This is a genomic window from Devosia sp. (genome assembly GCF_017307495.1).
In the GTDB taxonomy this organism is placed as follows: Bacteria; Pseudomonadota; Alphaproteobacteria; order Rhizobiales; family Devosiaceae; genus Devosia_A.
This window is the reverse complement of record NZ_JAFKHE010000014.1, coordinates 24,618-46,027: the sequence shown is the minus strand read 5'-3', so window position 1 is coordinate 46,027 and position 21,410 is coordinate 24,618. Positions and strand designations below refer to the sequence as shown.

Sequence of the window (21,410 nt, the reverse complement as noted above, 5' to 3'; positions counted from 1 at the left end):
GCCGGCGCCGCGTCAGCGCACCGTAAGCGACGCACGGCAAATCCATGCGGCCGGTGATTGCCGGTCCCATGCACAGGAATATCAACGATGAAGAAGACCCTCGCCCTCGCCTTCGTGGCCTCGCTGCTGGCCATGCCGGCTTTCGCGGCCGACGTGTGCAACGTTCCGGCCGACAAGGCCCAGAGCAAGGATGTGCTCAAGGCCCAGCTCGAGAAAGACGGCTGGACGGTGCGCCAGATCAAGGACCAGAAGGGCTGCTACGAGGCCTATGCCGTCAATGCCGCCGGGAAGCGGATGGAGAACCTGTTCGACCCCGAAACGCTGAAGATGCTCGATGTCGAAGCCGACTGAGGCGATCGGTCCGGTCACGGTGTGGGACCCGCTGGTGCGGGTCTTTCACTGGTCGCTCGTCGGTAGCGTCGCGATCGCCTGGATCACCGGCGACGAGGGCCCCAAGACGGTGCACCACTGGGCCGGCTACGTCGCGGCGGCGCTGATCACCGTCCGGCTGGTCTGGGGACTGGTCGGGACCCGGCACGCCCGCTTCTCGGCGTTCGTGCGGCATCCCAAGGCGGTCCTCGGCTACCTGCGCGACATCGCCCGGGGCGTCGAGCGGCGCTATATCGGCCACAACCCGGCCGGCGGCGCGATGATCATCGCCCTGCTGCTGGTGGTCGGCGCGCAGGTGCTGACCGGCTGGCTCGCGACCACCGACATGTTCTTCGGCGTCGACTGGATCGAGGAACTGCACGGGCTCACGAGCAAGCTCATCCTGGTGCTCATCGGCCTGCATGTCCTGGGTGTAGTCGTCGCCAGCTGGCGCCACCGCGAGAACCTGCCGCTCGCCATGCTCACCGGCCGCAAGCGACCGGCGACGGGCGACGACGTGGCGTGAGCCAAAGCAAAGAAGGCCGGCATCGCTGCCGGCCTTCTTCGTATCTGGGCAAGGGGAAGCCGGCTTACGCGGCGGCTTCCTCGGCATCGGCCGCGTCCGCCTTGGGGCCGCGGCGCGGCGACTTCTGCAGGTTCTTCTCGATCAGCTGCACGGCCTCGGTGAGGGTCAGCTTGTTCACGGCCGCGACCTCGCGGCTCATGCGGTCCATGGCCTGCTCGAACAGCTGGCGCTCGGAATAGGACTGCTCCGGCTGGTCGTCCGAGCGGTACAGGTCGCGCACGACTTCCGAGATGGCGATCAGGTCGCCCGAGTTGATCTTAGCTTCGTATTCCTGGGCGCGGCGCGACCACATGGTGCGCTTGACGCGGGCCCGGCCGGTGACGGTCTCGAGGGCCTTGTTGACCTCGTCTTCCTCGGCGAGCTTGCGCATGCCGACCGACTTGATCTTGGCGACGGGCACGCGCAGGGTCAGCTTGTCCTGCTCGAACGAGATGACGAACAGTTCGAGGGTCAGCCCCGCGACTTCCTGTTCTTCGATCGAGGTGATGAGGCCGACGCCGTGGGACGGGTAGACAATGTACTCACCCGTTTTGAATCCAAGCCGCTGCTGAGGCTTCTTGGTGACCATGAAGGGATACTCCTATTAACGCCGCCGTGGGACCGCTCTTCGCGGAAAGGCCGTCCCTTGTTGTTGCTCATTCGCCCGTCGAACGGTAAGCAAGCACCGTTTGCGCATCCCAGCCGTCCGCGAGACCGGCTGACTGCGCCCCATATTTGCTGGTGTCATAAAAAAAGTGCCTGGCGGCACGCTGGATGACGGGCAAGCTCCATTCGATTTCTGGAGCCTAGCACAAAATTTCAGCAAAATCAAAAGTTGCGAATCACAGCCCGCCGGATCGGGGCGATCCGGCGTTCAGGATGCGTTCATCGGCAAGGCAATCCGGCGGCGAAGCCGTGGTCAGTCGCCCTCGCCGGGGGCCTCGGAGAAGTACTTGTCGAACTTGCCCGCGACGCCGTCCCACTCCTTGGCGTCGGCCGGCGGGTCACGCTTCTCGGTGATGTTCGGCCAAGCCGAGGCGTATTTGCTGTTGATTTCCAGCCATTTGTCGAGGCCGCCCTCGGTATCGGGCTTGATCGCCTCGGCCGGACATTCGGGCTCGCATACGCCGCAGTCGATACACTCGTCGGGATGGATGACGAGCATGTTCTCGCCTTCATAGAAGCAGTCGACGGGGCAAACCTCGACGCAGTCCATGTACTTGCACTTGATGCAGTTGTCCGTGACGATGTAGGTCATATTCGCGAGCGTTCCTGCTCAGGGTTATCGGGCCGCTGGGTCTTGGCCGGACCTCGCCGGAAGCACGAGGTCACGTGGTCGTGCTAGCCCTTTTTGTCCGGCATCGCAAGCCGGACGGGTGGCAAGGTTTCTGGACCCACTGCCACACCACGGCTGCGCTGCCGACCACGCGCATGAAGCCGAATGCGTCGATTTACGGCCGTTCTCGGATGTGTTATGCATTACGTAATGCGTAAGGTTATTCCGGATGATCGTCAGCTATCGCGACCGACGTACGGAACGCTTTGCGTCGGGCGACCACGTCAGGGAGTTCTCCGGTTTCGCGCGCCAGGCAGAGCTGCGGCTGGATCGGCTCGAGGCGGCGACTGCACTACAAGACCTGGCCGCGCTGCCGGGCAATCGACTTGAAGCCCTGAGGGGTGACCGCGCCGGTCAGTACAGCATCCGGATCAACGACCAGTGGCGCCTTTGCTTTGAATGGCCTGCGGGGTCGGCCGGACCGGTCAATGTCGAGATCGTGGACTATCACTAGGAGTATGCCAATGCCCCGCAGCCCCATCCACCCCGGTGAGCATCTGGCCGAAGAACTCTCTGAACTGGGTCTGTCGGCCGCCGAACTGGCCCGCCAGCTCGAGGTTCCAGTCAACAGGATCACGTCGATCATCAACGGGCAGCGCAGCATTTCAGCTGATACGGCCCTGAGGCTGGGGCACTGGTTCGGCAGCAGCGCCGAATTCTGGCTGAACCTGCAGAAGATCTACGAATTGCGCCTGGCGGAGCAGCAGGTCGGAGAGGCAATCAGCAAGCTGCCGACCCGCGCCGCCTAGTCTTCGCTGTCCTCGCCCTCGTCCGAGCGCAGGCGGTCGATCTGGCGCCGCTCCTTCTTGGTGGGTCGGCCGGCCCCGGGCTGGCGGGCGGCCAGCGGCAATGGCTGCTGCTCGCGTGGGACAGGCGGCGGCGACAGGTCCTCGTACAGGGTCGCCGCCTCGGTTGCCGGGCCGCGCCGTTCGCCGGCATCGAGGATGCGCCAGACGAGCAGGCGGGAGTGCACCGTCATGGTCAGCACGTCGCCCGGGCCGACCTTCAGGTCGGCCTTGTCGGTGCGTTCGGAGTTGACCCGGATGGCGCCCGCCTCGATGAGCTTCTGCGCCAGGGTCCGCGACTTGACGGCGCGGGAGAAGAACAGCCACCGGTCGAGCCGTTGCTTCTCCAAGCGCGGCTACTCGCTCTTGGGGTTCCGAAGCGCGGCGAGGGCAGCCCAGGGTGAGTTCGGGTCGAGGGTCGCAGGCTTGCGATCCTCGCGGGGCCGATGTTCCTTCCAGTCCTCGCGCGGCTTGTCGAAACGCTTGCCGCTGGACTTGCCCTTGTTGTCGAACGGCTTGCGCTGCTCGTCGCGGCGGCCTTCGAGGCGCGGCCGGCCGCCCGGCTTGCCGTCGCCTGCGGGCTCGCGATCGGGGCGGCGGAAAGAGCGCGGCGGCTTGCCGCCATCGGCCGTGGCTTCGGCGCCGTCCGGGCGCGGCGTGCGACTGCGGTTGCTGTTGTGGCGCGCATTGTCGGGACGGCGACCGGCCGGGAACCAGACTTCGTCGAACTCGGGCTCGGCAGGCTTGTCGCTCTCGGCCTGAACGGCGGGAGCCGGCGCGCCGAGATCGGCGGTCGCGGTTTCGACGGCTGCCGTTTCTTCGAGCGCGGCGGCGGCCGGCGCCGCGCCTTCGACGGGGGTGGCGGCCTCGGCGTTCACGGCGGCCTCCGTGGCCGGCGCAGCCGAAGCTTCTGGGACCTCGGCGGCAGCGGTTTCGGCTGCCGGGGGTGCGAGCGCTGCCGCCTCAGGAGCGGCAATGGCGGCCTTGGGCGTGCGGCGCACGCGATAGCCGAGCGAAGTGAGGATCGAGGCGAAGTCCTCGCCCGCCGTACCCAGCAGCGAGGTCATCTCGACGGTGACGCGGAAGCCGTTGCCCTCGGCGGCGCCGGCCGGCAGTTCCCCCTGGTGCGTCGCGGGGTTCAGCGCGATCAGCGGACGGATGATGTCGGCCAGGCGCTCGAGGATGTCGACGCGCACGGCGCGGCGGCCGGCGACCTTGAAGCCGGCGAGCTCGTAGAGCTTGGTGTCGACCTCGGGATCGATGAGGAAGCTGGTGCGGCCCGAGAGCACGATCTGCGGCAGTTCGGTGACGCCGGGCTGGCGCACCCCGCCATGCTTGAGGGCATACAGAATCAGGGCCAGCTCACGCGGCGCCGGCTTCAGGCTGGCCGGTACGTAGATGTGGTAGGCGCCGAACTTGACGCCGAGCTTTCTGAGCTTGCCGCGCTCGTCCTGGTCGAGGCCCTTGACCTCGTCGGCGACCGCGCCGCGCGGAATGATGCCTAGGCTCTCGTAGAGCCGGTAGGCGAGGCCGCGCGCCGTGCCCTCGATCTCGGCCGGCGCTTCCAGCGCCAGAACGGCCTCGAGCTGGGTGTTGATCAGGTGCCGCAGCCACAGGTTCAGCCGGTCCTGCACGCGCTCGAGGTCGGGGCCGGTGAGGTTCTCGTCGGCGAGGACGATGAGTCGCGGGGTCAGCAGCTGCTCGCCCTCGGCGAGGTTGGCGATCACCTGACCGCGCCAGCGCACATAGCCGTCGGTGGCGAGCACGAACTCCTCGTTGGGCGCTCCCGCCACGCGTTCGGCGCGGCGCGCGATCTCGGGCGCCACCACCTGCGCGGCGGCGGTCGCCACGCCCTTGGCATCGCCGCCCTCGGATCGGGCCAGGGTAAAGCGGAAGCCTTCGATGGAGCCGATCAGGTGGCCTTCCAGGCTCACTTCGCCGAGGTCGTTTATTTCAGGCGATACCATATGCTTGTCTCTCAGATGGCGCATGAGCACCGAAGTGCGGCGGTCGACGAAGCGCTGCGTCAGACGCTCGTGCAGGGCGTCGCTCAGCCGGTCCTCGATGTCGCGGGTCTTTTCGCGCCAATATGCGGGGTCTTCTAGCCAGTTCTTGCGGTTGGCGACAAATGTCCAAGTCCGGATTTGCTTGATCCGGTTGGACAAGGTGTCGATGTCGCCTGTCACATTGTCGCAGAACCGCACCTGCTCGGCAATCCAGTCGGCGTCGACATGCCCATGCCGGCGCAGGTCGAGGTAGATGCGGGTGATGATCTCGCCGTGCTGGGCCGGCGAGATGTCGCGATAGTCCGGGATGCCGCAGCATTCCCAGAGCATCCGGACCGCCTCGTCGCCTCGCGCCAGCGCGCCGGCTTCGTTGCGGGCGGTGAACTCGAGCGCGTGCTGGTCGGTGGCGACGGGCACGCGGGTGAGGGCGCGGACGGGCGGGGTGCGGTCGAGACTCGCGTGCAGGGCCTCGATCGAGGCGAAGTCGAGCTCGTGGTTGCGCCACTGGATGACGCGTACCGGCTCGAAGTCATGCATCTCGAGCTGCTTGATCAGCTCGTCCTCGAACTCGGGGGCATTGCCGGTCACCCCGAAGCTGCCGTTGTGCATGTGGCGGCCGGCGCGGCCGGCGATCTGGCCGAACTCGGCCGGGGTCAGGGGCCGCGTCTGGTGGCCGTCGAACTTGTGGTCGTCGGCGAAGGCGACATGGTGCACGTCGAGATTGAGGCCCATGCCGATGGCGTCGGTGGCGACGAGAAAGTCGACGTCGCCGTTCTGGTACATGTCGACCTGGGCATTTCGCGTGCGCGGACTCAGTGCGCCCATCACCACCGCCGCGCCGCCGCGCTCGCGCCGGATCAGTTCGGCGATGGCGTAGACCTGGCTGGCGGAGAAGGCGACGATGGCCGAGCGCTTGGGCTGGCGGCTGATCTTCTTGGATCCGGCATAGAGCAGCTCCGAGAAGCGCGGCCGGTGGATGATCTCGACACCCGGCAGGAGCGCGCGGACCAGCGGCGCCATGGTTGCCGAGCCGAGCAGCAGCGTCTCGCTGAGGCCGCGGGCATGCAGGATCCGGTTGGTGAAGACATGGCCGCGGTCGAAATCGGTCGCCACCTGGATCTCGTCGATGGCCACGCATTCGACCGGCACGTCGAGCGGCATGGCTTCGACCGTGCACACCCAGTAGCGCGCCTTGGCGGGCACGATGCGTTCTTCGCCCGTGACCAGCGCCACGTGCTGGGCGCCGATGCGGTCGACCACCTTTTGGTAGACCTCGCGCGCTAGCAGCCTGAGCGGCAGGCCGATCATGCCCGAGCGATGCGCCAGCATCCGTTCGATGGCGAAGAAGGTCTTGCCGGTGTTGGTTGGCCCAAGGATCGCCTTGAGCGAGGAGGCGGAAATGGCAGTCATCACGCCCTATTTAGGTGATCGGAGGGCAAACGACGAGTGTCTCGTTCAGGAACAATCCGTGCCCTGTGCCGGCGCCCGCGTTAAATATTGGTCCAAACCGGGAACAAACCGGAAAGGAATCGGTTGCGACTCACGAATCCGGGTTTGTTCCCCACTGCATCTGGTGGGTGAGGCAACGAGTGTGCCGCAAGCAGGCGGCAATCCTGCGACGAGTCCCGAAGAAGGCCCGGCCGGCCGTTCAACATTGTTGCCAAGTGGTTGATTTTGGCCGGTTTTGCCGTCGAATCGGCGAAGTGTGAACGAGGCATAAACGAGCGTCGGGCGAAGTTTCTTCGAAGATTGAGAGACGGAGTGCCGTGCGCCGGGGCCCTCGAGGCGCCGCGTTGGCAATAAAGCCGTTGACCGTCCCGCTTTGGCACGTCGATTTCGGTAGGGGTTCGTTAACCATGATTTTCGGGGGGCGCCTCGGGAAGTCATTTCGAGGCGGTGATTTCCCGCCGCCGGCCGTCGAGCTTCGGTGAAGGTGCTCGGCGCCGGGGACTGCGGTCTGTTGCCAACGGTCCGGGGCGGCAGGTCAAATCATGAGCGCGTTGATGGGCTTGCCGACGTCAAAATGAGCTGGAGCAGAGGTTCAGGCGCTGTCCATCAGCGTTCAAAATCACTCGGTCAGGTCGGTCAGCACCACTGACAGGTCGCCGGCCTCGGTGGTGATCAGGGCGCGGTAGGGGATATAGGTACCGGCGAGCTTCAGCGGTGCGAACCAGATCAGGATGCGCTCGTTCTGCGCCAGGTAGTTGGTGATCTCGTTGTAAGTGTAGTGCCCCGAGATCGGCGTGTAGTGCACGCTGCACAGCACCAGCGGACCCTGGTAGCCCGTGCGCCTGGACGTCGCCATGTCGTCCTTGACGTACTTGAGCGACAGGTTGAAGCGCTCGACCCCCGTGAAGATGGGCATCTGCTTGTTGCACAAGGACTTGTCGAGGGCGGGGCCGCGCAGCACGAACGGCGCCATCATGTCGGTGGCGGTGGCCAATTGCTTCCGCTCGATGGCGATGCGGTCGATATTGTCGACAATCGGCGGCTCCACCTTGAAGGTGGCGACGCTGCCGCTCGCATAGGTGATGGCGGAGGTGAACTCCTCGCCCGCGGCGCGGGTCAGGAGGTCGAACTTCTGCGCGTGCAGGCCATCCCGGCCCGAGGTGCCGACCGAACTCGCCTTGGCCGACCCGCTGGCGATCAACTGGGCCAGGCCGGCGATCTTGGCATCAAGGGCCAGCGCGTACTGGCTGCCGTTGTCGGTGAGGATGATCGTGACGTTGGCGATATGCGTGCCGCCCATGGTCACCGTGTACTCGGCGCGCGTCCGGGTTTCCTCGGCCGCAGCCGGAAGCCCGACCAGGGCTACAGCCAGGGTCGCAAGGCGCAGGGCGTTGCGGAAAGCGGCACTGAACACGGCAACGGTCCTTGGGGCGAATCACGGTGCAGCGGTCAAAATGCCGCCCGCAGGCGGCGCTTGGCAAGGCAATCCCAGTTCACAAGCTTGACGGTCCGGGCCTCTTTCTCTATGGAGGCGCACGCAATCAAGAACAGACTACAGCCCGTTGCGCGGGATCCTCCCGCGCCAAGGGACATTTTACAGGAACTCAACATGGCTCGCCGCTGCGAACTCACCGGTAAGGGCGTCATGGTCGGGAACAAGGTGAGCCACGCGCTCAACCGCACCCGCCGGCGTTTCCTTCCCAACCTCGTCAACGTATCGCTCCTGTCCGATGCGCTCGGCCGTACGGTCAAGCTGCGCATTTCGGCCAACGCGCTGCGCTCGGTCGAGCATCGTGGCGGCCTCGATGCCTTCCTGCTTAAGGCCTCGGACGACGAGCTGAGCCTGCGCGCCCAGGACCTCAAGAAGGAAGTCCGCGCCGCGCTCGCTTCGTAAGCGCCGGCCGATACCAGTTTCGAACCGCGCGTCCCATGGGCGCGCGGTTTTGCTTTGGGCGCTCGCTGCCCCACCCACCTGGCGTCATCACCGTGAAAGCGGGGATCTCCGTTTTTGGGGTAGGCACCGCAAACAGAGATTCCCGCTTTCGCGGGAATGACATCGAGACTAGAAGAACGTCTGGAGCCTTGGCTCCACTGCCGCCCCGGTCTTCTGCCGGCTAGCGGCCCTTATAGAGGTGCAGGATCATGCTCGCTCGCTTCGTCGCGGCGCTCGCCGCGATGGCCGTGGTTGTTACCGCGTCCAATATTCTCGTGCTCTATCCGGTCGACGCGCAGTTCGGCCCGTTCAATCTGAAGGACCTGCTGACCTGGGGCGCCTTCACCTATCCCTTCGCCTTCCTCGTCACGGACCTGACCAACCGCTATGACGGCGCGACCCGGGCGCGACTGGTGGTGGTGGTCGGCTTCCTCATGGCAGTGGCGCTGTCGTTCTACCTGAGCTTCAACCCGCTGCCTTGGAACGCGAGAGGCGCCCCGGCGACCACGGCGCGCATCGCCACCGCATCGGTGACGGCCTTCCTCATCGGTCAGCTGCTAGATATCTCGGTGTTCTCGCGCCTGCGTGCCAGCAGGAACTGGTTCCTGCCGCCGCTGGCCGGCTCGCTGCTCGGCTCGCTCATCGACACCACGATATTCTTCTCGATCGCCTTCGCGCCCGCCTTTGCCTTCGTCGACGGCATCTATGGGCGAGAGGACGGCTCGCTCGGCTTTTCCGCGCCGTTCCTCAGCGTCGGTGGCGACGTGCCGCTGTGGTTGTCGCTGGCGACCGGCGATTTCCTGGTGAAGTTCCTCGCCGCGCTGCTCCTGCTCGCACCCTATCGGGCGCTGATGGGCAGGCTCATGCCGCTGCCGCCGCTCAGGGCCGCCTAGTCGAGGCTGAACTCGAGGAGCAGGCTGCGCTCCCAGTCGTTGAAGTTGTTGTCCGAGACGAGCGTGATGCGCGTGCTGCCGTCGGGCGCCTGATGCACGGCGAGTGCTTCCATGTTGTCGATGTCGCCGCCGGCGGTCTGCAGCAGCACTTCGCCCTGCATGTGGGCCCCGGCCTTCACCTCGGCGGCCGGGATGCGCACGAGGCGCATCTGGAAGGCGAGGAGCGCGATGCCGCGTTCAAGCACGAGCAGGTCGCCATTGGGCAGGAAGGCGCAATCGGTGGGATTGGTGCCGGCGCCCGAGATGTAGCTCAGCGGACCCTTGTCGTTCTTGCCCAGCAGGTAGGCCGAATGCTGCCCGTCGTCGTCGATGATGCCCTCGGTCAGCAGCAGGGTGGACCCGGCGATAGGGGAGGCCTCGGGGGCAACGCAGACCGCTTCCAGCGTTTCGTTGGTACGCGTGTCGCTCAGCCATTTCGGGATCGAAACGTCCCGGGCAGCGCCCTGCGGACGGCCGTCGACCAGGGCGAAATCGGCAACGCGGGTAAGGTTCTCGAAGCCGACCCGGACCGCGCTCGGCTGGCCGGCGCGCATGAGTACCGCCAGGGCTTCGGCGTCGCGGGTATAGGCGCGCGGCAGCTCGGCGCCCTTGGTGTTCTGGATCGGCTCGATCCTGACCCCGATGAGCCCGATCGGGCGGGCCGCCTCATCATAGAGCAGCTGTCCGGAGACAAAGTTGCCGCGGTCCGAGACCATGACCAGCTTGTTGTCGGGACCGGTAAAGCCGAGGCCGGAAAGACCGCCGAAGGTGTCGACCTGGCTCTGCATCTCCATGCCGCCGCGCCAGACGAGGCCTTGCACGCGCTGCCCGATCGCGACCGACATGAAGGTGTTGATCGGCACGGCGGTGACCGTCTGCTCCTCGGCGCGAACCCCAAGGGCGGCCGCGGCCAGCACGGCGGCGCCGGCACTGACGATTAGCAGGCCCGCTCCGGCAAGCCGCGTGGCACGCCGGGACGAGCTCATCCGTAGCGGCTCTTGCGCTGGGCGCCCGGCACTTCCTCGTCGAACAGCGAGGCGAGCTCGTCGGTGAGCGCACCGGCCAGCTCCTCGGCATCGAGCAGGGTGACGGCACGGCGGTAGTAGCGCGTCACGTCATGGCCGATGCCGATGGCGACCAGTTGCACCGCCGAGCGGGTTTCGATCTCTTCGATCACCTGGCGCAAGTGGGCCTCGAGATAGTTGCCGGCGTTGACGCTCTGGGTCGAATCATCAACCGGGGCGCCGTCGGAAATCACCATCAGGATGCGGCGATTTTCAGTCCGCCCGAGCAGGCGCTTGTGCGCCCACTGCAGCGCCTCGCCGTCGATGTTCTCCTTGAGCAGCCCTTCGCGCATCATCAGCCCGAGGTTGCGCCGGGCGTGCCGCCAGGGCTCGTCCGCGGCCTTGTAGATGATGTGGCGGATGTCGTTGACGCGGCCCGGATTGGGCGGGCGTCCCGCCTCGAGCCAGGCCTCGCGGCTCTTGCCGCCCTTCCAGGCACGGGTGGTGAAGCCGAGGATCTCGACCTTGACGCCGCAGCGCTCGAGCGTGCGGGCGAGGATGTCGCCGCAGATCGCCGCGATGGTGATCGGTCGGCCGCGCATCGAGCCGGAATTGTCGAGCAGCAGCGTCACCACGGTGTCGCGGAAGTCGGTGTCCTGCTCGACCTTGAAACTCAGGGCCTGCAGCGGATCGGTGACGACGCGGGTCAGGCGTGCCGTGTCGAGCAGGCCTTCCTCGAGGTCGAACTCCCAGCTGCGGTTCTGCTGCGCCATCAGGCGCCGCTGCAGCTTGTTGGCGAGCCGTGCCACGGCGCCGGCGAGGTTCTCGAGCTGCTTATCGAGCAGCGCCCGCAACTGGTCCAGTTCCTCGGGCGGGCAGAGGTCCGGGGCGCGCACGACTTCGTCGAACTTCTGGGTGAACACCTTGTAGTTGAAGGCGTTCTGGAATTCCTTGGCATTGGCGCCAGGCGGCGGCGGATTGGGCTGGTCTTCACCAGCCTCGGAGGATTCATCCTCGTCGGCGTCGGTGAAGTCCATCTCGGCGCCTTCCACCTCGCCCTCCTGCTCGGATTGTCCAGGCGTCTGGTCCTCGTCGGCCTCGGCGTCCTCGCTCTCGCCTTCGCCCTGCTCGGGCGTCTTCTCGTCGTCCTGGCCGCGCTGGTTGTCCTGGTCGTCGTCGCCCTCGCTGTCGTCGCTTTCGCCGTCGTCCAGATCGCTGTCGGGCACGAGGTTGAGGTCGCGCAGAAGCTGCCGGGTGGCTCGGCTGAACAGTTCCTGGTCCTCGAACCTGGTCAGCAGCGTGGTGAGGGACGTGCCGGCGCGCTCCTCGATCTCGCTCTTCCACAGGTTGACGATGGCGTTGCCGGAGGGCGGGATGGCGACCCCGGCCACTCGTTCGCGCAGGATCAGGCCAAGGGCCTCGGCCAGCGGGGCGTCGGCCTTGTCGCTGACCTCGGCGAAGTTCTGGCGGAACAGGCGGTCTTCCAGCATCTCGTGGATATTGCCGGTCATGCCGGGCATGCGGATGCAGCCCAGCGCCTCGACGCGGGCCTGTTCCAGAGCATCGTAGGCGGCGCGCGCTTCCGGTTCGGCGGGCGCGCGCCTGCGGTGCGTCTCCGGGTCGTGGCTGGCAAGCCGCATGGCCATGGCGTCGCCCTGGCCGCGCGCGATGGCGATGTCGCGCATCGTGGGCAGGCGCGGCAGGTTGGCGAGCCGCGCCTTGTCCGAGGTCAGGATCGGCCGGTCGGCCGAAAAGCTCACCTCGAGATCGCGCTTGTTGCCGATGGCGCGAACCGCCGCCCCCATCGCCGTCTTGAACGGCTGGGTCGTGTCGGGCTTGTTCGACTTGGAATTGCGCGCGGGAGGGGCCATGGCTTCTATCGGTTCGATCTCGCCGGGGAGGAAGGCCCCCTCACCCGGCCCTTCGGGCCGACCTCTCCCCCAAGGGAGAGGTGCGACTGTTGCACATCCGGCGCCCCATGCCAGCTCTCCCTTGGGGAGTGCTCGCCGCGTCAGCGGCGGGTGAGGGGGCCTTGCGTCAGGCGACCACTGCGAGGTTTGCCGCGCTTTCCGGCAGGTCCTCGCCGAACACGCGCTGGTAGAACTCGGCCACTACCGGGCGCTCGAGTTCGTCGCACTTGTTGAGGAAGGTCAGGCGGAACGCGAAGCCGGTATCCCCGAAGATCTCGGCATTCTCGGCCCAGGTGATCACCGTGCGCGGGCTCATTACGGTCGACAGGTCGCCGTTGATGAAGGCCTGGCGGGTGAGGTCGGCCAGCCGGACCATGTTGGACACGGTCTTCTTGCCCTTCTCGCCGGTGTAGGACTTGGCCTTGGCGAGGACGATGCCGACTTCCTTGTCGTGCGGCAGGTAGTTCAGCGTCGTCACGATCGACCAGCGGTCCATCTGGCCCTGGTTGATCTGCTGGGTGCCGTGATAGAGGCCGGAGGTGTCGCCGAGGCCAATGGTATTGGTGGTCGCGAACAGCCGGAAGGCCGGGTGCGGGGTGATGACGCGGTTCTGGTCGAGCAGCGTCAGCCGGCCCTGCGTCTCCAGCACGCGCTGGATCACGAACATCACGTCGGGGCGGCCGGCATCGTATTCGTCGAAGACGAGGGCGATGTTGTTCTGCACGGCCCAGGGCAGGATGCCGTCGCGGAATTCGGTGACCTGCTTGCCATCCTTGAGCACGATCGCGTCCTTGCCGACGAGATCGATGCGGGAAACGTGGGCGTCGAGGTTGACGCGGACCAGCGGCCAGTTGAGGCGCGCCGCGACCTGCTCGATATGGGTCGACTTGCCCGTGCCGTGGTAGCCCTGCACCATCACGCGGCGATTGAACGCAAAGCCGGCAAGAATGGCGAGCGTGGTGTTGCGGTCGAACAGGTAGTCCGGGTCCGCGGGCGGCACATGCGGATCGGTTTCCGCATAGCCCATCACCTTCATGTCGCTGTCGATGCCGAAGGTCTCGCGGACGGAATATTCCTTGTTCGGCAGATTGGTGAATTCAGGCATTTTTCACGAGGCTCTCGGGAGAAATAGGTCAAGACGGCTGCCTTGGGGATTGGGCGCTCTATAGCAGCATCGGGGCCGCGGGGGTAGGGCACAATCACAGCCTGGCCGCGTCGCTCCGAGGCACGACGGTGCCCCGGCCCCCTGGCTTTCCGTCCACTATCGCCGGACCGAATGGCAGCATCAGAAACATTCATGCGCTCGGCGCTCCGCCGACCGCCGGTCAGCGCCCTACGAAGCCCTTCGACTTCAGGTGCGCATAGGCGGCGATGATGGCGCGCAGTCGATCTTCCGAGCTCTTGTCGCCGCCATTGGCGTCGGGGTGGTGGAGCTTGACCAGCTTCTTGTAGGCGACGCGGATGTCCTCGGCCTTGGCGAAGCCCGCAAACCCGAGTGTCTCGAAGGCGCGCCGGTCGGGCTCGTGCAGCGGCTTTACCCGCTCCTGGGCCGGCTGCTTGTTCTGGTGGCGGGCATAGCGGGCGAAGACGCCGAACGGATCGTTGACGCGCTTGGCGTTGGGATTGCGCGGCGCGCCTCGCGGCATGCGCGGGCCCTGTCCGGGCCCCGGCTTGCTGCCAAAGCCCCAGCTCGGCCGGCCGTCGGTTTCGCGCTCGGCATTCAGGGTCGAAGCCATCTCCTCTGGCTTCATGCCTTCGAAGAAGTTGAACACCTGATTGTAGTGGCGGACATGCTCCAGGCAGAAGTGGTGATACTCGCCTACCGCCCTGTTGCCCTTGGGCGCCTTGTAAAGGCCGGGTTGGTCGCAACCCTCCCAGCCGCAGGCCGCGACTGCGGCCTTCGGTTCAGGTTCCGGATGACGGTTCTTGATCCGGATTCGGTCAAAATACTTGGAATCGAGCTTCATCAATCCTAGTTTCGGGCCCGTGCCACGCCTCAAGCTGAACCGGTAGCCATATGTCCGTTCGCGACCAGATTGCAGAAAAACTTTTGGTCAAATTCACGCCAAGCCACCTTGAAGTGATCGACGAGAGCGAGAAACATAGGGGGCATGGCGGTTATCGGGAGGGCGGCGAGAGCCATTTCCGTGTCCGTATCGCATCTGCACAGCTCACCGGAATGTCCCGCGTTGCCCAGCATCGTGCCGTCATGGGGGCGCTCGATGCGGAGCTGAAGGGCGGTGTGCATGCCCTCGCCATCGAAGTGGTGAGCCGCTAGTCGGCGTCTGCTGCTGATCTGTTGGATCGGCCGGATATGGTGCGGCCTGCTCCGCGGTGCAAGCGGGCGGCAGTTTGCGGCCAAACCTCGGCAAAGGCGTGGCGCCTCGCCCCCGTGTCTCCGAATTGTCGCCCCAGCCATTGCCTACCCCTGTCGATGCAGACAGGCACGGAGGGCGACCATGTCGACAATCTTGAAGCATGCGGCACTCATGGCCGCGGCATTGCTGTGCGCGCTGCCGGGCGTGGCGCTGGCCGCCTCGAGCAAGTTGCAGCTGATCGTGGGCGGCGAGGCCTATGACGGGCCGCCGCGCTTTGAGGTGATGTTCGACGGCAAGGTGCTGGGCGCGGCGGCCGTGAACGCTGCGATCGACACCGGCACGGCCGGCCGGTTCGCGGATGCGGCAGACAAGTCCGCGTATGTGGAAAGCTTCTCGTTCGATATTCCCGAGGACGTGTTCAAGCCGGGCGCCGAGGTGCGGGTGCGCCTCATCAACGAAGCCTATGGCGGGGATGGCTCCAATCGCGACCGCAACCTCTACCTCGCTGCGGTGGCGGTGAACGGGCGGGCGGTCACGGTTTCCGGGCTGTCGACACAAGGCATCAGAGCCGACACAGGCAACGAGGTGCTGGGCGAGTTCCTGGTGCTGCGCGACGGCAACGTCGAGGGGGTGTCACGGGCGCCGGTCGGTGGCTGGCCGCTGCCCGGGGCAGCGGACGCTGCCGCGGCGCCTGTTGCCGGCACTCTGAAAGCACCCGTTGCCGTGCAAGCCCTGCGCTTGCCGGCCGAAGGCGAGGAGGTCGTGCAGACGGCCAGCCTCGACCGGGCCCCCTCAACCCGCCCCGATCCGGCCTGCACGCGGGACGAACTCTACAACGTGGTCGGGTTCAATGAGAATTCGAACGACCTGACGCCCCGGCTCAAGGCTCGGCTCGACCAGATCCTCGCCGATATCGGCGAACAGAAGTGCAAGGTGCTGGTCACGGGCTATTCAAGCAAGCAGGGCAACCACGCGACCAACGCCCTGTTCGCCATCGAGCGGGCGCAGAACGTGCTCGGCTACCTCAAGCAGGCCGGGCTGAGGTTCGAGAAGGCCACCGCCAGCGGTGGCGGAGCGACCGAGCAGTTCGGCGCGACGTCCTACGCCAATCGGCGGGTGGTGATCTCCATCGCACCGTGATGCTGCCATGCTTACCACCCTTTCAGCCTTGCGTTGCAACACAAGGCTGGCGGCGCGATAATGTTCGAGCGGCTCTAGCAATGGGGTATCTGATGAGCGTGCGTAAGACGTTGTTGTTGGTGGCGGCATGTGGCGCTTTGCTTACGGGGACAGCCGGAGCCAGCGAGGTCACCGTAAGCCTCGTGGGAGAGGCAGGCCCGGCAGGCGATCCCGCCTACGTGGTCCTGATCGACGATACAGTCGTTGGCGCGGGGATGCTCTCCCCGCCGGAAGGCGTGCAGGTTCGGCAGGTTCCCGATGTCGGTGCGCTTGCCGCAAAGCTCACATTTCCAATTCCGGATGGGGTGCTCAAGGCGGACTCGGTTGTCAACGTACGCATGATGAATGACTCCTACGACGCGGCTTCCGGCAAGGATGCAACGATCTATGTGGCGGGCGTGGCCGTCGATGGCGCGTCGGCGGATGTCGCCAAAGGCAAGATCGTCACCGCCGATGGCGAGGTCATGCCCAATTACTTCGCCGCGGGGGGCTCGTTGATGTTGACGTGGAATGCGAGTGCTCGATTCACGTCGCCGGAGGGAGGATGGCCGCAAGCTTCGGGTTCTGCGCCCGCGCCGGCGACGTCTGCGTCGGAGCCAGCCGCTGCCCAGACTCAGCCGCAGACAGAGCCGATTGCGACCAATGAGCCCGTCGCCGAGCCTGTTGCTTGCTCTGTGGATGAGAGCCTAGCGATCCTCGACTTCGAGAACGGCATGTTCGGGCTCACGCCTGCGGCGGCGCAGCAGATCGATGCCTTCCTCGCCGACAAGAGCGTTGCCGGCTGCAAGCTGGCGGTAGTTGGGTATGCCAGCCTCGGTGGAGCGCCGGACGTCAATGTCGCCATGTCGACGGCGCGGGCCAAGACGATCTTCGACTACGTCGAGAGCAAGCAGCTGGGCTTTGCCGAGGCAACGACGTCGGGGTTTGGGGCGACGGACCAGTTCGGGGCGCCCAAGGAGAACCGTCGCGTCGTCCTGACGATCAGTCCGTGACTGCGCGAATGTCCTCGAGATAGGCGCGGACAGCCGTCGGGTCGACGTTCTTCTCGATGAACGCCTGGCCGATGCCGCGCGTCAGGATGAAGGTGAGCGCGCCGCGCACCACCTTCTTGTCCTGGGCGATGGCGTCCATCAGGTAGTCGGTGTCGGGCAGTTCGCCAGCAATGTCGGCGAGGCGGGTCGGAAGGCCCGCGGCGCGCAGGTGCTGGGCGATACGGCCGGTGTCCTGGCTGGGGGCGAGGCCGAGCCTGGCCGAGAAGCCGTGAGCGAGGACCATGCCAATGGCGACGCCCTCGCCGTGCAGCAGGCGGTCGGAGTAAGCGGTGGCTTTCTCGAGCGCATGGCCGAAGGTGTGCCCGAGGTTGAGCAAGGCGCGGACGCCGGTCTCCTTCTCGTCGGCGAGGACGAAGCGGGCCTTTGCGGCACAGCAGCGCGCCACCATTTCTGCGCGCAACGCAGCATCCCCGGCAAAGATGGCCGGGCGATGCTGCTCGAGCCAGAAGTAGAACTCGGCGTCGTCGATCAACCCGTACTTCACCACCTCGGCATAGCCGGCAGCGAACTCGCGCTCGGGCAGGGTGGTGAGGGCGTCGAGGTCGGCGAGCACCAGCCTTGGCTGGTGAAAGGCGCCGATCAGGTTCTTGCCGTGCCGCGAGTTGATGCCGGTTTTGCCGCCGACCGAGGAATCGACCTGGGCCAGCAGCGAGGTCGGAACCTGAACGAAATCCATGCCGCGCCGGGTGATCGAGGCGGCAAAGCCGGCGAGGTCGCCGATCACCCCGCCACCGAGCGAGATGACCAGGTCGCCGCGCTCGAGACGGGCGGCGAGCAGGGCGTCCACCACCTCTTCCAGCCTGTCGAAGGACTTGGTCCTTTCGCCGTTGGGGAGGACGATTTCGGCATGGCCGATGCCGGCCCTGTCGAGCGCAGCGACGAGGCGCGGCAACTGCGTCCTTGCCACTTCGTTGTCGGTGACGATGCCGAAGCGGCGGCCGGGAAACATCGCGGCCAGTCGCTGGCCCGCACCGTCTAGCAGGGCTTGCCCGATCAGGATGTCGTAGGCGCGGCCCGGCAGGGCGACGTGGACGGTGGTCGGCTCAGCCATTGGCGTCAGTCCTCTCGAGATAGGAGAGCACGGCGTCGATGACCTCGGAGGCAACCTGGTCCTGCGGCACGTCGCGCGACACCACGGTGACGTCGGCCTCGGCATAGACGGGGTAGCGCACGTCGATCAGCTTCTGCAGCGTCTCGCGCGGGTTGGCGGTCTTGAGCAGCGGCCGGTTCGAGCGGCGCGAGACGCGCTGGAACAGCAGTTCGAAATCGGCCTTGATCCAGACCGAGACGGCCGAGGATTTCACGAGGGCCCGGGTTTCGGGATTGATGAATGCTCCGCCGCCGGTGCCGAGCACGATGTTGTCGTCCTTAAGCAGGCGAGCGATCACCTTGACCTCGCCGGCCCGGAAGTCCGCCTCGCCATGGGTGCGGAAGATGTCCTCGATGGTCATGCCGGCGGCCTTTTCCACCTCCTCGTCGCTGTCGACGAAATGGCGGCCCAGTCTCGAAGCAAGGCGGCGTCCAACGGTGGTCTTGCCGGCGCCCATCATGCCGATCAGCACGATCGGGCGGTGGCCGAGGCGCCGCAGCAGTTCCTCGCGCCGGTCGTTCTGTCCGCTCGCGGCGTCCCTCGACATGGCATGTCCCCATTCGGCCGGTTTAGAACCGTTAGGGCGGCATAAAGTCAATGCCTGCTAACGTTTGGTGCCCTTGATCGACCTGCGCAAACAGGGGAGACTGCCCGTTGCGTGACAAGAGCGGATTGCCATGCCGACCCTTATTCGACTGATCGTTGTGCTGCTGGTTCTCGTCGGCATCGGCTATGGCGCCATGTACGCCCTGACGGTGTTCGTCGCGCCGCGCGACAAGGAAGTGACCATCCGCATCCCGGCCCGGGACCTCCTGCCCCAGGCGCAACGCGACCCGCTGGTGCGACGCGAAATCGACACGACGCGCCCGACCACGCCGGCGCCGGAAGCGGCACCCGTCGTCGAGCCAGCGCCGGCCGACGCGCCCAGCGGCGGGGACACGGTCGTCACGCGCCAGCAAGGCGTCGAATGAGCGCCGGCCACCTGGTCGAAGCGTTCCTCGAGATGATGAGCGCCGAGCGCGGCGCGGCGCGGAACACGATCGAGGCCTATCGCCGCGACCTCAGGGACTACGCTGACTTCCTCGAGCGACGGAACTCGTCTGTCGCCGGTGCCGGACGCGCGGAGGTGGCCGCCTACCTGGCGTTCCTCGCGGCACAGGGCATGGCCGCCTCGTCCAGCGCGCGAAAACTCTCCGCTATCCGACAGTTCCACAAGTTCCTCGCCGCCGACGCGATCCGGGGCGACGATCCGACCCGGATCATTGCCTCGCCCAAGGCGCGACGTGGCCTGCCGAAGGTGCTGTCGATCGCCGAGATCGACCGGCTGCTGCGTACTGCCGAATCGGAGGTCGAGCATCCCGAAGCGACCGACGCGCAGCGTGCTTTGTCGGCGCGACTCTACGTCTTGCTGGAACTGCTTTACGCCACCGGCATGCGGGTGTCCGAGCTGGTGGAACTCAAGCGCGCCGCGGTGATGCGCGATGCCGCATTCCTCACGGTGCGCGGCAAGGGCGGCAAGGAGCGCATCGTGCCGCTGACGGACCGGGCGCGCGACGCGGTCACGGCCTATATGGCCCGGCTGGAACCCGGGGTGTGGCTGTTTCCCGCCGGGGGGGAATCGGGACATCTCAGCCGGCAGGTGTTCGCACGCGAGCTCAAGGGGATCGCGGCGCGGGCCGGGATCGCCGCGGCGCGGGTGTCGCCGCACGTGTTGCGGCACGCCTTTGCCAGCCACCTGCTGTCAGGGGGAGCCGATTTGCGCGTGGTGCAGACGCTGCTCGGCCACTCCGATATCTCGACCACGCAGATTTACACCCATGTGCTCGACGAGCGGCTGAGGTCGCTGGTCGAGAGCCGGCATCCGCTGGCGGAGGAGTAGGCGTCAGCCCTTCCTGGTCGCCAGCGCGTCCATTCGCACCAGCAGGTCGTCCAGGGCGCGCAGCACGTCGCTCATCAGGAGAGGCTTGGCGGGCTCCGGTTCTTCGGACCAGCCCGACCGGAGCTCAGCGATCCGCTGCCTGCGCCGACGGCGGGCGTCCCGAGCCAGCGCCAGGGTGCGACGGATAGGTTCACTGGTGTCGTCGAGCGCGAACAGGGCCTCGCAGTGCGGGCACCAGGCCTGGCCGCCTGACCTCAGCAGCTTGGCGCGTTCCTGGAACTGGCCGCGGCAATTGGGGCAGGCGACACTCACCAGGGCACAGGCAGACATGGTCGACGAAGCTTCCGAACAGGATGCTGCATGCTTGTCATCAAAGCGTCATCCAATGGTTAATCCGGCGTCACCGCCGTGAAAGCAGCGGTTTCACCACGGCAACCGGCGGCGCTTGACTCAGACGCGCGCCGTCGCCACTTTCCGGCCACTTTGGGGCGCGAGTGACGCGCCTTCCCAGGGCGGGCCGCGCCGGTTCGTTGGAGCGGCAACTGGCTCTGGGCTGATGTGGTCGCGCCTTCGAGGTGGAAAAGTCTGCACCTTTTCCGGAAGACGCTCTAGCTGGCGGGTTGGATGACGTCCTATCTCGATTTCGAAAAGCCGGTCGCCGATCTCGAAGGCAAGATCGCCGAGCTCAAGTCCCTCGCCACGTCCGACCAGGCCGTGTCCATCGATGAGGAAGTGAGCCGGCTGAGCGCCCGGGCCGACGAGGCGCTCGTCGACATCTACAAGAAGCTCACGCCCTGGCAGAAGACGCAGGTGGCCCGCCATCCGCAGCGCCCGCACTTTTCGGACTACATCAGGACGCTGATCACCGAGTGGACCCCGCTCGCCGGCGACCGCAAGTTCGCCGAGGATCCGGCGCTGCAGGCCGGCTTCGGCCGCTTCAACGGGCAGCCGGTGGCCGTGCTCGGCCAGGAGAAGGGCTCGAACACCGAGAGCCGGCTCAAGCATAATTTCGGCATGGCCCGCCCCGAGGGCTATCGCAAGGCCGTGCGCATCATGGACATGGCGGACCGCTTCGACATTCCGCTGCTCTCCTTCGTCGACACGGCCGGCGCCTATCCCGGCATCGGGGCCGAGGAACGCGGGCAGGCCGAGGCGATCGCCCGCTCGACCGAGCGCTGTCTCGAACTGGGCGTGCCGAACCTCGCCATCATCATCGGCGAAGGCGGGTCGGGTGGCGCCATCGCCATTGCCACGGCCAACCGTGTGCTGATGCTCGAGAACGCCATCTACTCGGTGATCTCGCCCGAGGCCGGCGCCTCGATCCTGTGGCGCGATGCCGCCAGGGCCCAGGACGCCGCCAACAACATGAAGATCACCGCGACGGACCTGATGGCGCTCGGCGTCGTCGACGGCATCATCGCGGAGCCGCCGGGCGGGGCGCACCGGCATCACGAAGAGGTGATGGCCTCGACCTCGCGTGCCATCAGCCAGTTCCTCGCCGATTTCCCCGGCAACCGGGGACGGCTGGAGATCCGGGAACACAGGCGCGACAAATTCCTCGCCATCGGCACCAATTTGAGTTGATCGCGCGGCCCGGCGCAGC

The 21,410-nt window shown here is 66.3% G+C and carries 24 protein-coding genes; 12 read left to right on the top strand and 12 right to left on the bottom strand.

All coding sequences use genetic code 11. From position 1 onward, the window contains the following. The first annotated feature begins 87 nt into the window (after positions 1-87). A complete protein-coding gene (locus tag J0I99_RS05135) occupies positions 88-351 on the top strand; it encodes a PepSY domain-containing protein (protein ID WP_291396326.1) in 264 nt (87 codons plus the stop codon). Then, positions 335-895: a cytochrome b/b6 domain-containing protein gene (locus J0I99_RS05130; protein ID WP_291391689.1), complete on the top strand. Its 561-nt coding sequence runs from the start codon at positions 335-337 to the stop codon at positions 893-895. Before J0I99_RS05135 ends, J0I99_RS05130 begins: the two co-directional genes overlap by 17 nt. A 64-nt stretch (positions 896-959) precedes the next feature. Here the strand turns inward: J0I99_RS05130 and J0I99_RS05125 are convergent, their stop codons facing one another. Together J0I99_RS05125 and fdxA are read right to left on the bottom strand one after the other, a co-directional pair. Continuing rightward, positions 960-1,523: a CarD family transcriptional regulator gene (locus J0I99_RS05125; protein ID WP_291396324.1), complete on the bottom strand. Its 564-nt coding sequence runs from the start codon at positions 1,521-1,523 to the stop codon at positions 960-962. Between the two features lie 330 nt (positions 1,524-1,853). Next, positions 1,854-2,192 (bottom strand): ferredoxin FdxA, encoded by a 339-nt coding sequence (gene fdxA, locus J0I99_RS05120; RefSeq protein ID WP_291391691.1) that lies wholly within the window; start codon positions 2,190-2,192, stop codon positions 1,854-1,856. Positions 2,193-2,439: 247 nt separating this feature from the next. Between fdxA and J0I99_RS05115 the strand changes: the two genes are divergently transcribed. Continuing rightward, positions 2,440-2,724: a type II toxin-antitoxin system RelE/ParE family toxin gene (locus tag J0I99_RS05115; RefSeq protein ID WP_291391692.1), complete on the top strand. Its 285-nt coding sequence runs from the start codon at positions 2,440-2,442 to the stop codon at positions 2,722-2,724. Between the two features lie 10 nt (positions 2,725-2,734). Then, the gene (locus J0I99_RS05110; protein WP_291391693.1) at positions 2,735-3,019 is read left to right on the top strand and encodes a HigA family addiction module antitoxin; all 285 of its coding nucleotides are present in this window, start codon (positions 2,735-2,737) and stop codon (positions 3,017-3,019) included. Here the strand turns inward: J0I99_RS05110 and J0I99_RS05105 are convergent. From J0I99_RS05105 to J0I99_RS05095, 3 genes are all read right to left on the bottom strand, one after another. Continuing rightward, a complete protein-coding gene (locus tag J0I99_RS05105) occupies positions 3,016-3,405 on the bottom strand; it encodes an RNA-binding S4 domain-containing protein (protein ID WP_291396323.1) in 390 nt (129 codons plus the stop codon). The two genes, J0I99_RS05110 and J0I99_RS05105, sit on opposite strands and share 4 nt — an antisense overlap. Positions 3,406-3,411: 6 nt before the next feature. Continuing rightward, positions 3,412-6,471 carry a helicase-related protein gene (locus tag J0I99_RS05100; protein WP_291396322.1) on the bottom strand — a complete coding sequence of 1,020 codons (3,060 nt, stop codon included), beginning with the start codon at positions 6,469-6,471 and terminating at the stop codon, positions 3,412-3,414. 658 nt (positions 6,472-7,129) lie between these two features. Next, on the bottom strand, positions 7,130-7,924 hold the full coding sequence (locus J0I99_RS05095; RefSeq protein WP_291396320.1) for a DUF3108 domain-containing protein: 795 nt from the start codon (positions 7,922-7,924) through the stop codon (positions 7,130-7,132). Positions 7,925-8,119: 195 nt separating this feature from the next. Between J0I99_RS05095 and rpmB the strand changes: the two genes are divergently transcribed. Next, a complete protein-coding gene (gene rpmB / locus J0I99_RS05090) occupies positions 8,120-8,404 on the top strand; it encodes a 50S ribosomal protein L28 (RefSeq protein WP_291391697.1) in 285 nt (94 codons plus the stop codon). Positions 8,405-8,652: 248 nt separating this feature from the next. Then, entirely contained in the window at positions 8,653-9,336 is a 684-nt protein-coding gene (locus J0I99_RS05085; RefSeq protein ID WP_291396318.1) for a queuosine precursor transporter, read from the top strand. Here J0I99_RS05085 and J0I99_RS05080 read toward each other — a convergent pair. From J0I99_RS05080 to J0I99_RS05065, 4 genes are all read right to left on the bottom strand, one after another. Continuing rightward, positions 9,333-10,361: an esterase-like activity of phytase family protein gene (locus J0I99_RS05080; RefSeq protein WP_291396316.1), complete on the bottom strand. Its 1,029-nt coding sequence runs from the start codon at positions 10,359-10,361 to the stop codon at positions 9,333-9,335. The genes J0I99_RS05085 and J0I99_RS05080 overlap by 4 nt on opposite strands. Further along, complete coding sequence (gene cobT / locus J0I99_RS05075) at positions 10,358-12,250, bottom strand: cobaltochelatase subunit CobT (RefSeq protein WP_291396314.1); 1,893 nt, start codon at positions 12,248-12,250, stop codon at positions 10,358-10,360. Before cobT ends, J0I99_RS05080 begins: the two co-directional genes overlap by 4 nt. Positions 12,251-12,416: 166 nt before the next feature. Continuing rightward, complete coding sequence (gene cobS / locus J0I99_RS05070) at positions 12,417-13,394, bottom strand: cobaltochelatase subunit CobS (protein WP_291396313.1); 978 nt, start codon at positions 13,392-13,394, stop codon at positions 12,417-12,419. 220 nt (positions 13,395-13,614) lie between these two features. After that, positions 13,615-14,256, bottom strand: a complete 642-nt coding sequence (locus tag J0I99_RS05065; RefSeq protein ID WP_291396311.1) for a J domain-containing protein — start codon at positions 14,254-14,256, stop codon at positions 13,615-13,617. A gap of 50 nt (positions 14,257-14,306) precedes the next feature. Here J0I99_RS05065 and J0I99_RS05060 point away from each other — a divergent pair, with 50 nt between their 5' ends. The 3 genes from J0I99_RS05060 (at position 14,307) to J0I99_RS05050 (ending at position 16,778) form a co-directional block, all read left to right on the top strand. After that, positions 14,307-14,567, top strand: a complete 261-nt coding sequence (locus J0I99_RS05060; RefSeq protein WP_291396308.1) for a BolA family transcriptional regulator — start codon at positions 14,307-14,309, stop codon at positions 14,565-14,567. A 181-nt stretch (positions 14,568-14,748) separates the two neighbouring features. After that, positions 14,749-15,747, top strand: a complete 999-nt coding sequence (locus J0I99_RS05055; protein ID WP_291396306.1) for an OmpA family protein — start codon at positions 14,749-14,751, stop codon at positions 15,745-15,747. Between the two features lie 92 nt (positions 15,748-15,839). Then, the gene (locus tag J0I99_RS05050) at positions 15,840-16,778 is read left to right on the top strand and encodes a hypothetical protein (RefSeq protein ID WP_291396305.1); all 939 of its coding nucleotides are present in this window, start codon (positions 15,840-15,842) and stop codon (positions 16,776-16,778) included. Here J0I99_RS05050 and aroB read toward each other — a convergent pair. Both aroB and J0I99_RS05040 read right to left on the bottom strand, forming a co-directional pair. Next, positions 16,768-17,889, bottom strand: a complete 1,122-nt coding sequence (gene aroB, locus J0I99_RS05045; protein ID WP_291396303.1) for a 3-dehydroquinate synthase — start codon at positions 17,887-17,889, stop codon at positions 16,768-16,770. The two genes, J0I99_RS05050 and aroB, sit on opposite strands and share 11 nt — an antisense overlap. Next, positions 17,882-18,475, bottom strand: coding sequence for a shikimate kinase (locus J0I99_RS05040; RefSeq protein WP_291396301.1), 594 nt, complete (start codon positions 18,473-18,475; stop codon positions 17,882-17,884). Before J0I99_RS05040 ends, aroB begins: the two co-directional genes overlap by 8 nt. A gap of 130 nt (positions 18,476-18,605) precedes the next feature. Here J0I99_RS05040 and J0I99_RS05035 point away from each other — a divergent pair, with 130 nt between their 5' ends. After that, positions 18,606-18,899: a hypothetical protein gene (locus J0I99_RS05035; RefSeq protein ID WP_291396652.1), complete on the top strand. Its 294-nt coding sequence runs from the start codon at positions 18,606-18,608 to the stop codon at positions 18,897-18,899. Beyond that, positions 18,896-19,807: a site-specific tyrosine recombinase XerD gene (locus tag J0I99_RS05030; RefSeq protein ID WP_291396299.1), complete on the top strand. Its 912-nt coding sequence runs from the start codon at positions 18,896-18,898 to the stop codon at positions 19,805-19,807. Before J0I99_RS05035 ends, J0I99_RS05030 begins: the two co-directional genes overlap by 4 nt. Positions 19,808-19,810: 3 nt before the next feature. On the opposite strand, the gene J0I99_RS05025 is transcribed toward J0I99_RS05030, so the two are convergent. After that, complete coding sequence (locus J0I99_RS05025) at positions 19,811-20,137, bottom strand: hypothetical protein (RefSeq protein WP_291396297.1); 327 nt, start codon at positions 20,135-20,137, stop codon at positions 19,811-19,813. Positions 20,138-20,431: 294 nt separating this feature from the next. Here J0I99_RS05025 and J0I99_RS05020 point away from each other — a divergent pair, with 294 nt between their 5' ends. After that, positions 20,432-21,391, top strand: coding sequence for an acetyl-CoA carboxylase carboxyltransferase subunit alpha (locus J0I99_RS05020; protein ID WP_291396294.1), 960 nt, complete (start codon positions 20,432-20,434; stop codon positions 21,389-21,391). The last annotated feature ends 19 nt before the right edge of the window (positions 21,392-21,410 follow it).